This window comes from Sutcliffiella halmapala, assembly GCF_002019665.1.
In the GTDB taxonomy this organism is placed as follows: domain Bacteria; phylum Bacillota; class Bacilli; order Bacillales; family Bacillaceae_I; genus Sutcliffiella_A; species Sutcliffiella_A halmapala.
The window spans coordinates 3,488,082-3,503,457 of record NZ_KV917375.1 but is presented as its reverse complement, the minus strand read 5'-3'; the positions used below and the strand labels follow the sequence as shown (position 1 = coordinate 3,503,457).

Here is a 15,376-nt window from a genome sequence, read left to right as displayed (position 1 = left end):
CAGACCTCAGCAGGATTTTTTATTTTTGTGTAGTACGTATCTATATATAGTTGTAAGTAGGAAAGGTTGTTGGTGAATGTGTCTGTTAATTTGTTGGAGATTAGTGGGTTGACTGGTGGATATACGAATCAGGCAGTGTTGAAGGATGTTTCGTTTTCGGTGAAGAGAAATGAACTTGTTGGATTGATTGGGTTGAATGGCGCTGGGAAGAGTACGACAATCAAGCATGTGATTGGGACGATGGAGCCGAAGAAGGGATCCATAAAAATAGATGGTATTTCGATTCAGGATGATACGACGAAATATCGTTCTACATTTACATTCATTCCTGAAACACCCATTCTTTATGATGAGTTAACGCTTTATGAGCATTTAGAGTTAACGGCAATGGCGTATGGATTGTCAAAGGAGACGTTTGAGGCACGTCTTCATCCTTTGCTTAAAGAGTTTCGCATGGAAAAGCGTCTTAAATGGTTTCCAGCCCATTTTTCAAAAGGAATGAAGCAGAAAGTGATGATTCTTGCTGCATTCTTAATTGAGCCGAAGCTTTATATTGTGGATGAACCTTTCGTTGGATTGGATCCACTTGCCATTCATTCTTTACTTGAAATTATGGACAAAGCGAAGAAGAGTGGTGCTGGAATTCTAATGTCGACTCATATATTAGCGACAGCTGAAAAGTATTGCGATTCCTTTATTATTTTACATGAAGGAGAAGTTCGAGCAAAAGGAACGCTCGAGGACCTTAGAAAAGAATTCAATATGCCACGTGCTTCATTAGATGATCTCTATATCCAGCTAACAAAGGAAGAAAACAATGATTAATGTAGATCAGCTGTGGAAAACTAGGTTCAATCAATATATAAAGGATACTCGCAAATACTTAAGGTATATGTTCAATGATCATCTAGTGATCGTCATGATTTTTTTGCTAAGCGGCTTAGCGCTTGCCTATCAAAATTGGCTCGAGGTTGTACCACCTGACTTTCCGTACGCACTACTTATGGGATTAGTCCTTTCTTTACTGATGACAAGAGGAAGTATTCACACCTTTTTGAAGGACCCGGATTTGGTTTTTCTACTCCCACTTGAGGAGAAGTTAAAGCCATATATTAAAAAATCATTTTTATATTCGATTCTTTTAGAAAGCTACTTTTTGCTTCTTGTGTTTGGGGTATCTGTTCCGTTGTTCTTTACGCTAACAGATGCAACGATTCAAACAGTGTTAGGGATTATTTTATTGTTCTTTGTGATAAAAGCATGGAATTTATGGATGGCTTGGCTTATGAGTTTTTACACAAATAAGAAAGTGCGCTTGGCAGATTGGTGGATTCGTCTCCTTTTAAACTTTGCTCTTCTGTATTTAGTTTTTGTACGAGCGGACTCCATATTTATTGGTTTAGTCTTAGTCATCATGGCATTTTTGTTTATCTATTTCCAACAAGCCTCCAAAAAGTTAAATTGGAAATGGGAATACTTAATTGAAAATGAAACAAAAAGAATGCAGCTTTTCTATCGTGTTGCGAATCTGTTTGTCGATGTTCCTGGTTTAAAGGAAAAGGTGAAGAGAAGAAAGTGGTTAGATGTTGTATTGCCTGTTGCGTCCTATCATCAAAAACAGTCGTATAAATATCTCTATTTACGAACATTCCTGCGATCAGGCGATTATTTTGGGCTGTTTTTTAGACTATTAGTTATCGGTGGAGTGTTCATTCTCTTGCTGCCTGTCGGATATGCGACATACATTGCACCTTTATTCGTGTTATATTTAACAGCATTTCAATTAGTACCAATGTGGCGCCATCATTACAATAAATTATGGCTCTCTATATACCCGGTAAAAGAGGAAGAAAGAAGCAAATCGTTTCTAAAAATGCTCCAGTTGATACTTATTGTGCAGACCATTCTTCTAAGTATTTTAGTAGCAATTGTTGCGACTTGGATAGAAGTGGTAATCGTGTTAGTTGGTGGGCTTCTTTTTGCTAGTCTATACGTACATGGAGTAATAAAAAAGAAAATAGCATCATTGTAAAATACACGCAGACGACTGGTTGTCGTTTGTGTGTATTTTTGTACTTGTTGAAACCAATTGTTCTAAACAACGTATATATAATCACAATGATTAGGAGGAGTGTTTTCCTTGTACGAACAAAATTTAGTACACGAAGTAACAAAATGGAAATTACAGTTGCGGAAAAAATCAACCATGTTTCAACGTCTTTCAAAAGGGGCACAAAATAAAATAAATGCCATGATTCCAGAAAAAGTACACACTGTGATGACAGAAAGTATCAAAAAGATGGTACAGGCAACTTTAGTGGGCAGTAATATTACAACTAAAATAAGAGAAGATATAACGCTTTTATCATTAGAGGAAAAAGATAAACATGTGCTTGAAAAATTAGATAAATACAAGAGAACGGCTGCTGTGGAAGGTGCAGGTACAGGAGCAGGAGGATTATTATTAGCTCTTGCAGACTTTCCTTTACTGCTTTCTATCAAAATGAAATTTCTTTTTGATGTTGCGTCCATTTATGGTTATAACATAAAAAACTATGAAGAACGCGTATTTATTCTTTATATCTTTCAGCTAGCATTTTCTGGGGATGATCATCGCAAAGAGATGCTTGCATTCATAGATAACTGGGAACAAAATAAAGAGGAAGTAAAGGAATTAGACTGGCAGGTTTTTCAACAGGAATATCGAGATTACATTGATTTAATTAAGATGCTTCAGATGATACCAGGATTTGGTGCAATTGTAGGTGCCTATGCAAACTATAATTTCTTAGATCATTTAGGGAAGACTGCGATGAATTGTTATCGGATGCGCTATTTAAAAGAACAAGGGCTCATGTCATAAAAAAGGCTGTTTTCGCATACTTTGTTGCTTTTCGTAAATAGAAATCACCCCGTTATAAACGTTGCAATCGTGCTCTTTTCCATCAGTAATGGAAGTACTCTCATCAATTTCCCAAGCAAAATGACTGGTAAAAAGTCCCAATACCGACTTTTTACCGACTTAAAGCAACAACCTTTACGAAAAGAGCCTAAAAAAAAGACGCCGGACTTGGAAAAGTACGGCGTCTAAAAAATTATTTATATAATACAGTAGCTGCACCAAGTGTTTTAGCTGCGACTAATAGTGCTTTTTCATTAATATCAAACTTCGGGTGATGATGTGGATAAGCTATTTCTACTCCTTCAGGCTTGGCGCCAGTAAAGAAGAAGGTACCTTTCACATGCCTTAAGTAGTAAGCGTAATCCTCTCCACCCATATGAGGTTCGGTTTCCTCGACGTTGTCAACATCCGCAACGTTTGTCGCAACCTCTACTAAATAGTCTGTTTCCTCTTTATGGTTTACAACTGCTGGATAACCACGATCAAAATTGTATTCATAGCTGGAGCCATTGAGGGCACAAGTTGCAGATACAACAGTATCAATCTCCGCTTCAATTTGATCTCGTACTTCATCATTGAAGGTTCGGACTGTTCCTTCTATTCTTGCGGAGTCTGCTATCACATTAAAAGCATTTTCGGCAACAAACGTACCAACAGAAATAACTGCTGGATCAATGGGATTCACTCTTCTACTAACAATTTGTTGTAAGTTTAAAACTAATTGTGCTCCAGTAACAATTGCATCCTTCGTTTTATGTGGCTGGGCTCCGTGTCCTCCAGAACCTTGAATTTTAATTGAAAAGCGATCAGCAGCAGCCATCACTGGACCAACACGGTACTGGATCTTACCAAGAGGAGAACCGGCCCATAGATGAGTACCAAAGATAACGTCGACTCCGTCTAAACATCCATCTTGTATCATGGCAATTGCCCCACCTGGAGCATATTCCTCCGCATGCTGGTGAATAAGAACCACGGTCCCTTCCAGCTCATTTTTTAGCTCGTTCAAGCACTTAGCCAATACAAGTAATGTAGCAGTATGTCCATCATGTCCACATGCATGCATTACACCTGGCACCTTGGATTTGTATTCTGTCTCCTTCTCATCTTGAATCGGAAGTGCATCAAAGTCTGCTCGAAGTGCTACCGTTTTGCCCGGTAGTGCCCCAACTATTTTCGCTACAACACCATTACCTCCTACATTCGTCTGTACCGGGATGTCGAGATTTTTGTAAAAATCAGCTATGTAGGTAGCAGTGTGAAACTCTTTAAACGATAGTTCAGGGAATTGATGTAAGTAACGTCTTATTTCCACCATTTCATCATAATGATTTTCTAACAGTTCATTTAGTTTAGTTAACATGGTGTACCCCTTTCAGAAAAAATACTAGTTTTATAGTATTTTATATGAGTCTTATAAAAAAGAATAGTCATATTTTTCGAAATTCAGTATGATGGATAGGTAGAAAGTATTATGGAGGAGATAGAATGCAAGCTGAAAAAGCGCAGAGGCAAGAGGCGATACCTAAGTTTAGGACATGGAGCAGACTTTCTTTTTTTATTCTCTGTGGATTGTTCTTCTTTTGGTCCTTTCAACAAATAGTCGCAGAAAACACGATAGCTTTTGATGCGGCTATTCGTAATGCCGTAAATGGTTGGGAACTAATTTGGCTAGTGAATTTCTTTCATCTCTTTACAACCCTTGGCGACAAAACAGGAGTTATTATTGTCATGCTATTATCGATTGTTTTCATTTGGTGGAAAGCAAAGGATTATATAGCAATGGGGATTCTTGTTGGGGGAGTAATAATAGTAAACGAGCTTAATAAATGGTTAAAGGATTTCACTGGAAGAGAGCGACCAATGACTGGTCCAGGTGCAGAAAGTCTTAGCTTCCCAAGTGGACATGCTATGATTGGGCTATTCTTTTATGGTCTCCTAGTCTACTATTTACTTACCTATTTGAAAACTTGTGGACGCCGCTTATTAGTACTTATATCTGGAATTATTTTTATTTTTTTACTTGGTACGAGTAGAATTTTCCTTAATTATCATTATCCTTCTGATGTATTGGCAGGTTATGCAGCAGGATATCTGTGCCTCTTAGTGGGAATTTTACTCTATGAAAGATTACATTATTTCTTCGGAAAAAAAACGGTGTAGCTACTTGGATGCACTGTTTTTTTTATTATAATTCCGTCTAAAGACGGATAAACATACGAACTACAGGTTGGTTTAATTATAAGAAGAAAATAGTAAACTAATACTATACAAAAAGGAATTCTAGGATACTATGTCTAATAAAAGATAAAGGAGGGATAGAAACAGAAACTATGGCGACTTTTAATCAGAAAATAATTGCAATTATGCTTGTTTTTATAGGGGTCATGTTACTTCTTGTTAATATTGGTGTCATTTCCTTGGAAATTAAAACGTTATTTGTCACATATTTTCCTGTGTTGATAGTATTATACGGTTTAAAACTAATGATCGATACGATTTATAGAAGAAAACAAGCACTTTTTATTAGTGTGACCCTCCTTGTTTTTGGAGGACTGCTTGTTCTAGATCGTGTCGGGCTTATCCATTTTGAATTAAGCATGATCTGGAAGCTTTGGCCGCTGCTCTTTATTTATTTAGGTATCAAACTTTTTATACGAAAAAAGCCGGTAAAAGTTACCGTTACAAAAGGAGATCATGATTTTACGTTTTTCTCTGAGGATCACGAGGTGCCAAAGTATCAAACCGAGCCAAACTACAAAGAAATTAAAAAGCCACCCCCACCCAAAAAAGTCATTACTATTGGGGAAATAAAAATGAATAAACCTAATTGGTCGGTCGAGCCCTTAACTCTAAAAACGGTTGTAGGGGATTACTACTTTGATTTTTCGAAAGCTTATATTCCAGATAAAGAAACCCCTATTGAAATAAAAGGGATGGTAGCGGACTTAAAAATGCTTGTTCCGGAAGATTTACCAATCAGAATAGATGCTTACGTAAAGATGGGGAAAGTAAGAGTATTTGATGAAGTATCACAGGGGAAAAGCTCTAGAATTATCTATGAATCGCCAAATTATAGTAGTGCTACTAGAAAATTAAATATCGCATTAGATTTAAAAATAGGGGATGTGCGAATTGATCGAATCTAAACAACAAAAAAAAATAAACAGTTTACGTTTTTGGTTAATTCGTTCCTTTATCACAGTAGCGATTGTTTCTTCTTCCTTGTTTTTCATCTTTCTTCAACTAATGGTCTTACTATTTCCGGATATGAAAATCAATGTTTCCATCACCTTCGTTATGACGGGTATTAGCTTACTGCTTTCCGTTGTGACAAGTGTCTATATCGGTTACCGGCACAGTAGCTATTTGAAAAAAAGAGTAGAAGATATATCCACCTTTATAGCTACACTTGGAAGAGGGAAATATTCAGAACGAATTAATGTTGTGGAAGAGGATGAATTAGGACGGTTATCGGAAGACATTAATCAATTAGCAAATAAAATTCAAAATCAAGTAAGATCCTTACAAAAGCTAGCAGAAGAAAAAAATCAATTAGCGTTAAAAGCACATACTGCTGCAACGATTGAAGAGAGGCAAAGACTAGCGAGGGAGCTGCATGATTCTGTTAGTCAGCAACTATTTGCGTTAAGTATAATGTCCTCCGCTGCTATTAGGATGTTTGATATGTATCCGGAAGAAGCGAAAAAGCAAATAAATGATATTGCAGCCATTGCTGCTCAAGCACAAGGTGAGATGAGGGCTTTATTGCTACATTTGCGCCCTGTTTCTTTAACAAACGATACGCTTTGTGTAGGGATTCATAAGCTCTTGGAAGAATTAGAAGAACGAACACCGATAACATTTGAGCATGATATTAAAGAAATATTGTCTCTCTCAAGTGCAACAGAGGACCACTTATTTCGTATTATTCAAGAGGCGCTGTCTAATATTCTAAGACATGCAGATGCAACCATTGTCAAAATAGACATGCATCAAAAGGATGATCAGTATGTATACATATTTATTAGTGATAACGGTAAGGGCTTTGAAGTAAATCATCAAAAACAAGCTTCATATGGGCTCCATAATATGCGCGAGCGCTGCGAAGAAATTGGTGGTCAATTTACAATTCGCTCTAAGACTGGGGAAGGTACACATATAGAAATTCATATTCCGGTAAGTGGGGAGGAATTATAAGTGGAGAAAATCAGGGTTGCAGTTATAGATGATCACGATATGGTTCGTAAAGGATTATTAGCATATTTGATTACTGAGCCTACTATTAGGATTGTAGGAGAGGGATCTAGTGGCAAAGCGGCGATTGAATTGGCAAAAAAGGAAAAGCCTGACGTGATCTTAATGGATTTATTAATGGAGGATGGAACAGGAATTGATGCAACAAGAGAAATTATAAAATTTCATCCAACGTGCAAAATTATTATTATCACAAGCTACTATGATGACGAACAAGTTTTTCCAGCGATTGAAGCGGGAGCGTATAGCTACTTATTAAAAACGGCAAGGGCGGAGGATATTATCCGTGCCATTGAGAAAGCAGTTCGAAATGAACCTGTTATTGAGCCTAAAGTAGCAAGCAAGATGATGGATCGCTTTCGAAGTCCTTCAAAATTACCGCATGAGAGTTTAACCGATAGAGAAATGGATGTATTAATGTGTTTAGGTGATGGATTAACAAACCAAGAAATTAGTGAAGCGCTCTTTATTGGTGTAAAAACTGTAAAAACACATGTTAGCAATATTTTGAGTAAGCTAGAAGTTGCAGATCGGACTCAAGCAGCGATATACGCTAATCGGCATGGGGTTTTAAGAAAGAAGTAGAAGGAACTCCCTTCTACTTCTTCCTATTTTTTGTACTTTTATTCTTTTTCTTCTTCTGGTAATTGTGCATGATAAGTTGTTACGTAAGATGGACGGGGAAAAACCTGTTGTTTTTGCTCTCCGCCTTCTGAATTTTCACGTTTTTCATGTGCTTTATTATATGCTTTGGATTCCTGCCATTGTTTGAAGTATTTGATATCTTCCCAAAGTGTCAAAATGACATAAGTATCAGAATCCATTGGACGTAAAACTCTAATAGCCGCAAAGCCTTGTTCGTTTTCTATCAATCCCGCTCGATTTTTGAAACGATATTCAAAGACTGGCCGCCCCTCATCAGTTACCGGAATATTATTCAATACTGCATAACTGCCTTTTGAAAGCTCTCCTACAGCATCTAACACTTCGTATTTCTTGCCTGATTTAAAGCTCGATTGTTCTGGAGTTTCGTGCATGAGAACGGTATTATCATCACCATGCATTAGTAATAACTCTCCGTCCTTTATTCCTTCTTGTATCCCTTCTAAAAAACCTGCTGTGCCAAATGTCATATAAAAATTCATTTTTCATCGCCCCTCATGTTTAATATAATGCATGTTATAGCAAAATAAGGTAAATGCAAGAAAGATTCTCTCTTATAAGCTAAAATAAAATTTGTACTTATTAAAGTATGCTCTATTTTTAATAACTAGAAAAGAAATACAAATCTTTCATAAATACTACAGTACCTAAATCATACACACGTTTCTTATTATTACCGCTTTTTAAGAGGAGGTAAACATCATGGAGAGATTCACAAGAAAAAAGAAGTCGAGTAGTATACCAAATATTAATAGGTTTTTTTCAAATAAATATTTTCTCCTACCCATCGTACTAATTAGCTCCATTTTCCTTGGACTTATCGGGTATATCATGATTATCTTTGCAGGGAATTATGTAATTGATGATACAAAGCTGATTATGGATTCCACTACAACTTTAGTGGATGAAGAAGGGAAGCCAATCACAAAGCTTTTCTTTGAAAATCGTGAAATTGTTACAATTGATGAAATTCCCAAACATGTACAGCAAGCGTTTGTAGCGGTGGAGGATCAGCGTTTTTATGAACATCGTGGTATTGATGTTCGTGCTATTGGACGAGCCGTATATCGAGATATCATCACAAGAAGTAAGGCGGAGGGAGGAAGCACCTTAACACAACAACTTGCTAAAAACGTCTTTCTTACCAACGAAAAATCTTGGCTTCGTAAGACAAAGGAAGCCGTCATCGCTATTAATCTAGAGCGACGTTATACAAAAGATGAAATATTAGAGATGTATTTAAATCAAATCTACTTTGGGCATGGTGCTTATGGTGTTGAGGCAGCTTCTAAGTTTTATTTTAATAAAAGTACAAAGGATTTGACCATTGAGCAGGGAGCATTATTGGCGGCACTGCCTAAAGCTCCTAATGGTTATTCGCCGATAAATCATCCGATTGTGGCGAAAGAAAGAAGAGATCTAGTCATTAGCTTGATGCATAGGAATGGCTTTTTAGAAGCAGAAGAGGCTATCGCCTTGCAAGGAAAAACGTTAGGCGTTCAGATTGTAGAACAGAAAGAAAATCAAGCTTATTTAACGTATATAGATATGGTGGTAGAGGAAGCAGCAGCTTTGTATGGCTTAACGAATGAAGAGTTGCATAGAGGTGGCTATTCAATTACCGTGCCAATGAATGTCGTTGCACAGGATGTTGCATTCGAACTCTTTCAACAAGATGAATATTTTCCAGGAAAGAAAGAGAGTGTGGAAGGTTCGTTCGTCTTAATGGATCAAGATACAGGTGGTGTGCTTGCTGTAATGGGAGGACGCAACTATGTAACTCAAGGCATTAACCGAGTCTCAATTAAAAGACAGCCAGGTTCCACCTTTAAACCACTTGCTGTTTATGCTCCTGCAATAGAAGAAGCGACTTATGAACCATATAGTTTATTAACGGACAAGCTATTATCCTATGATGGCTATGAACCTCGAAACTATCATCATAAATATCTAGATAAAGTATCGATGTATGACGCTGTTAGAGATTCTTTAAATGCCCCAGCTGTTTGGACATTAAATGAACTAGGAATTAAAAAAAGTAAGGGCTATTTAGAAAAAATGGACCTCTCGATTCCAGATAACGGTTTAGCAATTGCACTCGGGGGATTAAAAGAAGGGGTAACTCCTTTAGAATTAACGAAAGCTTATCGGAATTTTGGGAAGAACGGAAAGGTTGTAGAACCACATTTTATTAAAGAAATAAAAAATAGAAGTGGTGAAGTAATAGCAAGTGCAAAAACTGAAGAAAAACAAGTGTTCAGTCCACAAACCGCTTGGTCGATGACAAGAATGCTAGAAGGTGTTGTGGAAGAGGGAACTGCACAAGCAGGTTCTATTAAGGGAGACTTAGCAGGTAAAACAGGAACAACTAATTATCCTAATGTGGAAGGCGCGATTAAGGATACTTGGTTTGTCGGTTATACGCCAACTATCGTTGGGACAGTATGGATGGGGTATGATGTGACAACAAAGGAACAGTATTTAACAGGTGGTGGATCCTTTCCAACGAAATTGTTTAAAGATATCATTAGGGAATCTGGGTTAGACAATCAAATGTTCTCCGTACCCGTAGGAGTGATTGATTTAGAAGAGCCGATTAAGTTGCATTCTATAGATGAGATAAATGCGTCGATGACTTTTCGAGCATTCGGATTATTCACAGCTGTTTTAAACTGGTCCACGTCCGACGACAAGCGCATTGTCTACCGTATCTATTCTGTCGACGATGAGACGGTAACACTGGTTGATGAAGTAACAGGAAAAGGTACGTTTGAAATTGAACATGTAAATGTTTTTTCCGCTCCTTCCTATTATGTAGTACCTTATAATATTCAAACTGAGCAAGAAGGGGAGCCATCAAAAATGGTAAAACCGACATTTCGCTAATAGATAGAACGAGCGGGTGATTGGTAACGAACAGTTATGTTAATTTTTAACTGTCTCCTTATATTTCTTAACCTAAGTCAACCGATAGCAGGATGTACAGATTTGTAGGTACATCCTTTTATCATTCTAATGATTATAGACTTTCCACTGGAAGCAAAAAAATATTGGAGTAAATACGTAGATTGTTCATGGTATTTGCTAAATAAATCGTCTATTTTATGAACAATATGCGCTACTTCTATACTTTCTTTACATTTATAGGTATAGTGTAAAATGACAGAAGTGAAACGTAATAAAGAAGAGAATTGGAAGGGGTCATTACAGTGAGTCAAAGTAAGTTTAATGATACATTTTTAAAAGCATGTAGAGGAGAAGCAACGGAGCATGTTCCATTATGGTATATGAGGCAAGCTGGCCGTTCTCAACCTGAATATAGAAAAATTAAAGAGAAATATTCACTTTTTGAAATTACTCACCAACCAGAACTTTGTGCTTATGTAACAAAGCTTCCTGTTGATCAATATAATGTCGATGCAGCAATTCTTTATAAGGATATCATGAGTCCACTGCCAGCAATCGGAGTGGATGTGGAAATTAAATCTGGAATTGGACCGGTTATTGACAATCCGATTCGTTCCGTACAAGACGTGGAGAAGCTGGGAGAAATCAATCCAGAAGAGGACGTTCCTTATGTACTTGATACAATCAGATTATTAACAAAAGAACAATTAGATGTTCCTTTAATCGGCTTTGCTGGTGCACCTTTTACATTAGCTTCCTATATGATTGAAGGCGGACCATCTAAGAACTATAACAAAACAAAAGCATTCATGTATGCAGAACCAAAAGCATGGTTTGCATTAATGGACAAGCTGGCTGATATGACAATTACGTATGTACGTTCTCAAATTAATGCGGGAGCAAAGGCGATTCAAATTTTTGATAGCTGGGTTGGCGCATTAAATATAGAAGACTATCGTTATTTCATCAAACCAGTGATGACGCGTATTTTCTCTTCTTTAAGAGAAGAAAATGTCCCACTAATCATGTTTGGTGTTGGTGCAAGTCACCTAGCAAACGAATGGCATGACTTACCGTTAGATGTCGTTGGATTAGATTGGCGTTTACCAATAGCAGAAGCAAGAAAGCGCGGCATTACTAAAACTGTTCAAGGTAACTTAGATCCTGCTATCTTGCTTGCTCCATGGGAAGTTATTGAAGAGAAGACAAAAGCAATCTTAGACCAGGGCATGCAACAACCAGGCTATATCTTTAATCTTGGGCACGGAGTATTCCCAGAAGTGAAACCAGAAACATTAAAACGTTTAGCGCAGTTTGTTCACGATTATACTTCTAAATAGATAGATAAAAAGACCGAGGTGTAAAATACAATGGCAAAAAAGAAAATGGGTTTATTAGTGATGGCTTATGGAACTCCTTATAAAGAGGAAGATTTAGAGCGTTATTATACACATATTCGCAGAGGAAAAAAACCTTCTGATGAAATGCTTCAAGACTTGCGTGACCGCTATGATGCAATCGGAGGCATTTCTCCGCTAGCCAAGATTACACAAGAGCAAGCAGATGCACTTGGCGCACATTTAAATGAGATACAAGATAAGGTTGAATTTAACGTTTACTTAGGTTTAAAGCATATAGAGCCATTCGTAGAAGATGCTGTTAAACAAATGAAGGAAGATGGTATTACAGAAGCGGTAAGTATCGTACTTGCTCCACATTTCTCTACTTATAGCATCAAATCCTATAATAATCGTGCCCAAGAGGAGTCTGACAAAATCGGTGGTCCTGCAATCTATTCTGTAGAAAGCTGGTATGAAGAGCCGAAGTTTATTGACTATTGGGTGAAGCGAGTATCGGAAACGTTCGATGGGATGGATGCTAAGGAAAAAGAGAATGCAGTACTGATTGTTTCTGCCCACAGCTTACCTGAGAAGATTATTCAAATGGGTGATCCATACCGCGATCAGTTGCAAGAAACAGCAGATTTAATCGCAAAAGGTGCAGAAATAGAGAACTATTGTATCGCATGGCAAAGTGAAGGAAACACTCCTGATCCATGGTTAGGTCCAGATGTACAAGACATTACACGGGACCTTCATAGAGAGAAAGGCTACACATCCTTTGTTTACACACCTGTAGGTTTCGTGTCAGATCATTTAGAGGTGTTGTATGACAATGATATAGAATGTAAGGTTGTCACGAATGAGCTTGATGCGAAATACTATCGTCCTGAAATGCCGAACACTCAACCAGAGTTTATCGATGCAATGGCTTCTGTTGTATTAGAAGAGTTAAAAAAGCATAACCAGTAAACTAACTAAGAAGGCGATGATACCATGAATGAGGAGAAAAAGAAGGTTGTCATCATCGGCGGAGGAATCACGGGTCTCTCTGCCGCCTATTATCTTCAAAAAGCAATTAAAGAGAACAAATTAAATATAGATATAATACTCATCGAGGCAAGCAATCGTTTAGGTGGGAAAATGCAAACCGTTAAGAAGGATGGCTTTACGATTGAACGCGGGCCAGATTCTTTCCTTGAAAGAAAGGTTAGTGCGGCTCAGTTAATAAAGGAAGTGGGCCTTGAGAATCACTTGACCAATAATGCAACTGGTCAAGCTCATATCCTTCTAAAAGGTCAGCTTTATCCAATGCCAGAAGGAGCGGTAATGGGAATTCCAACTAAGTTATCTCCTTTTGTAACGACTGGTTTATTTTCTACGATGGGTAAAATGAGAGCAGCAGCAGATTTGGTTTTACCAGCTTCAGGTAATAATGGGGAAGACCAATCATTAGGCGCCTTTTTTCGCAGAAGATTGGGAGATGAAGTAGTAGAGAATTTAATTGAACCTTTATTATCAGGCATTTATGCAGGTGATATTGATAAATTAAGCTTACAAGCTACGTTCCCTCAATTCCAACAGGTTGAGCAAAAGTATCGAAGTCTCATACTAGGTATGAAACAAACAACTCCCAAAAAGCCTGCCAACCAACCGAAATCGAAAAAAGGGATGTTTCAAACCTTAACAGGTGGGCTACAATCTCTTGTAGATGAGATCGAGAAGAGCTTAATTGATGTGAAAGTGTTAAAGGCAGTGAAAGTGGAGCAGCTTGAAAAGCTAGATGAACAGCGTTATGAGCTTTCGCTTAGTAATGGAGAGTTACTGGTATCTGACAGTGTTATTATTACTACTCCACACTTTGCAACAGCAAACATATTACCGAATGTCACTTCTATAGCGCCTCTTGAAAAAATGACATCTACGTCTGTAGCGACAGTAGCGATGGCTTTTGATGCGTCAGCGATTAAAGATGATGTCGAGGGAACAGGCTTTGTGGTTGCGAGAAATAGTGATTACACAATCACAGCGTGTACCTGGACCCATAAAAAGTGGCCACACACGACTCCAGAGGGAAAAATTCTCTTGCGCTGCTATGTTGGAAGAGCTGGTGATGAAGCAATCGTTGAACAAAGTGACGAAGAAATCAAACAGGTAGTATTAGATGATCTTAATAAAATTATGGATATCGGTGCATCCCCTGATTTCACGATTGTAAGTCGTTGGAAGCAAGCAATGCCTCAGTATGCAGTAGGACATAAAAAAATGCTAAAGGAAATAAATGAGCGTTTGTCAGAAGAGATGCCAGGAGTCTACTTAGCAGGAAGCTCCTTTGAAGGCGTTGGCTTACCGGATTGTATAGATCAAGGAAAAGCGGTCGTGTCAGCGGTATTAGCGCAATTGAAGGTTGAAGAACTAGTTACGATAAAATAAGTGTAAGCTGCCCAAGGTTAGGTTTTCCTGACAAATTGGGCAGCTTTTTAGCGTTGTGTGGTTAAATAAATTGGAGGTTTTTTTAGTGGTGAAGGCCGACGACGAGTTAGGTCCTGGCATTTTTCAAGAAACCTTTTTCTTCTAATAAATTTTTTTAGTTGCTATTTAAAACTGCACAGGATATAATGATGACCAGATGACCGAATTAGAATTTCGGTCATATTGGTTGTACAGGGGGTATAAAAATGGATCGAAAACAAAGTATAATCGAAGCTGCCGCTAAATCTTTTTCGATGTTCGGCTATAAAGCAACGACTATGGACCAAGTTGCGAAAATAGCAAATGTCGGAAAAGGAACGATTTATACGTTCTACTCGAATAAAGAAAAGCTTTTTGGAGAAATCGTATCCAATATTATTAAGGAAATGAAGGGAGTTGCTGACGAATCGATAGACCCTGAGCTTTCCTTTTATGAAAATGCCCACCGAGCACTTACCCGAATATTGGAGTTTCGAAATGAACATCAACTTACAGTGAAACTAATCCAAGAGGAGAAAGAGCTTGGAACGCCAATTGTGAAAGATGAGCTGAGGAAAGTAGAACAGGTAATCATTAGCTATATTCAAGAAAAGATTGAGATAGCGATAGCTAAAGCGGAAATTATGGAGTGTGATTCAGAAGTAACCGCCTTTTTAATGCTTAAATTTTATCTTGCTTTAATCGTCGACTGGGAAGCAAATCACCCACCATTATCAAAAGAAAAGATTGCTCAACTATTTGAGTTATACTTTTTTAAAGGATTGTCTACTTGATAGTCCTTTATTATTTACAATAAAATGACCAAATGAGAATTTTGGTCAAAAAGTTTATTGGA

General features: G+C 37.6%; 14 protein-coding genes. 12 read left to right on the top strand and 2 right to left on the bottom strand.

Annotation, left to right across the window (positions count from 1 at the left end; translation table 11 throughout):
- Positions 1-93: 93 nt before the first annotated feature.
- From BK580_RS17275 to BK580_RS17265, 3 genes are all read left to right on the top strand, one after another.
- Positions 94-825, top strand: a complete 732-nt coding sequence (locus BK580_RS17275) for an ABC transporter ATP-binding protein (RefSeq protein WP_328589094.1) — start codon at positions 94-96, stop codon at positions 823-825.
- On the top strand, positions 818-2,032 hold the full coding sequence (locus BK580_RS17270) for an ABC transporter permease (protein WP_078381546.1): 1,215 nt from the start codon (positions 818-820) through the stop codon (positions 2,030-2,032). The genes BK580_RS17275 and BK580_RS17270 overlap by 8 nt, the downstream gene beginning before the upstream one ends.
- Before the next feature lie 108 nt (positions 2,033-2,140).
- Positions 2,141-2,863, top strand: a complete 723-nt coding sequence (locus BK580_RS17265) for an EcsC family protein (RefSeq protein ID WP_078381545.1) — start codon at positions 2,141-2,143, stop codon at positions 2,861-2,863.
- 232 nt (positions 2,864-3,095) lie between these two features.
- On the opposite strand, the gene BK580_RS17260 is transcribed toward BK580_RS17265, so the two are convergent.
- Positions 3,096-4,265 (bottom strand): M20 family metallopeptidase, encoded by a 1,170-nt coding sequence (locus BK580_RS17260; protein ID WP_078381544.1) that lies wholly within the window; start codon positions 4,263-4,265, stop codon positions 3,096-3,098.
- Positions 4,266-4,390: 125 nt separating this feature from the next.
- Between BK580_RS17260 and BK580_RS17255 the strand changes: the two genes are divergently transcribed.
- From BK580_RS17255 to BK580_RS17240, 4 genes are all read left to right on the top strand, one after another.
- Positions 4,391-5,065: a phosphatase PAP2 family protein gene (locus BK580_RS17255; RefSeq protein ID WP_078381543.1), complete on the top strand. Its 675-nt coding sequence runs from the start codon at positions 4,391-4,393 to the stop codon at positions 5,063-5,065.
- 170 nt (positions 5,066-5,235) lie between these two features.
- Positions 5,236-6,051, top strand: coding sequence for a cell wall-active antibiotics response protein LiaF (liaF, locus tag BK580_RS17250; protein WP_078381542.1), 816 nt, complete (start codon positions 5,236-5,238; stop codon positions 6,049-6,051).
- Positions 6,038-7,102, top strand: coding sequence for a sensor histidine kinase (locus BK580_RS17245; RefSeq protein WP_078381541.1), 1,065 nt, complete (start codon positions 6,038-6,040; stop codon positions 7,100-7,102). Before liaF ends, BK580_RS17245 begins: the two co-directional genes overlap by 14 nt.
- Positions 7,103-7,744 (top strand): response regulator transcription factor, encoded by a 642-nt coding sequence (locus BK580_RS17240; RefSeq protein WP_078381540.1) that lies wholly within the window; start codon positions 7,103-7,105, stop codon positions 7,742-7,744.
- Positions 7,745-7,782: 38 nt separating this feature from the next.
- Here BK580_RS17240 and BK580_RS17235 read toward each other — a convergent pair whose 3' ends face one another.
- Positions 7,783-8,304 carry an antibiotic biosynthesis monooxygenase family protein gene (locus tag BK580_RS17235; RefSeq protein WP_078381539.1) on the bottom strand — a complete coding sequence of 174 codons (522 nt, stop codon included), beginning with the start codon at positions 8,302-8,304 and terminating at the stop codon, positions 7,783-7,785.
- Between the two features lie 265 nt (positions 8,305-8,569).
- Here BK580_RS17235 and BK580_RS17230 point away from each other — a divergent pair, with 265 nt between their 5' ends.
- The 5 genes from BK580_RS17230 to BK580_RS17210 all read left to right on the top strand — a co-directional run bounded on the left by BK580_RS17230 (position 8,570) and on the right by BK580_RS17210 (position 15,314).
- The gene (locus BK580_RS17230; protein WP_408055263.1) at positions 8,570-10,708 is read left to right on the top strand and encodes a transglycosylase domain-containing protein; all 2,139 of its coding nucleotides are present in this window, start codon (positions 8,570-8,572) and stop codon (positions 10,706-10,708) included.
- A 323-nt stretch (positions 10,709-11,031) separates the two neighbouring features.
- Complete coding sequence (gene hemE, locus BK580_RS17225) at positions 11,032-12,069, top strand: uroporphyrinogen decarboxylase (protein ID WP_078381537.1); 1,038 nt, start codon at positions 11,032-11,034, stop codon at positions 12,067-12,069.
- Between the two features lie 30 nt (positions 12,070-12,099).
- Positions 12,100-13,041: a ferrochelatase gene (hemH, locus tag BK580_RS17220; protein ID WP_078381536.1), complete on the top strand. Its 942-nt coding sequence runs from the start codon at positions 12,100-12,102 to the stop codon at positions 13,039-13,041.
- Positions 13,042-13,065: 24 nt separating this feature from the next.
- Positions 13,066-14,502: a protoporphyrinogen oxidase gene (gene hemY / locus BK580_RS17215; RefSeq protein WP_078381535.1), complete on the top strand. Its 1,437-nt coding sequence runs from the start codon at positions 13,066-13,068 to the stop codon at positions 14,500-14,502.
- 239 nt (positions 14,503-14,741) lie between these two features.
- A complete protein-coding gene (locus BK580_RS17210) occupies positions 14,742-15,314 on the top strand; it encodes a TetR/AcrR family transcriptional regulator (protein ID WP_078381534.1) in 573 nt (190 codons plus the stop codon).
- The last annotated feature ends 62 nt before the right edge of the window (positions 15,315-15,376 follow it).

Excerpts from the sequence above, each read along its gene's own strand:
- BK580_RS17270 (WP_078381546.1), top strand. The coding sequence starts at position 818 with ATGATTAATGTAGATCAGCTGTGGAAAACTAGGTTCAATCAATATATA.
- BK580_RS17260 (WP_078381544.1), bottom strand. The coding sequence starts at position 4,265 with ATGTTAACTAAACTAAATGAACTGTTAGAAAATCATTATGATGAAATG.
- BK580_RS17255 (WP_078381543.1), top strand. The coding sequence starts at position 4,391 with ATGCAAGCTGAAAAAGCGCAGAGGCAAGAGGCGATACCTAAGTTTAGG.
- liaF (WP_078381542.1), top strand. The coding sequence starts at position 5,236 with ATGGCGACTTTTAATCAGAAAATAATTGCAATTATGCTTGTTTTTATA.
- BK580_RS17235 (WP_078381539.1), bottom strand. The coding sequence starts at position 8,304 with ATGAATTTTTATATGACATTTGGCACAGCAGGTTTTTTAGAAGGGATA.
- hemH (WP_078381536.1), top strand. The coding sequence starts at position 12,100 with ATGGCAAAAAAGAAAATGGGTTTATTAGTGATGGCTTATGGAACTCCT.
- hemY (WP_078381535.1), top strand. The coding sequence starts at position 13,066 with ATGAATGAGGAGAAAAAGAAGGTTGTCATCATCGGCGGAGGAATCACG.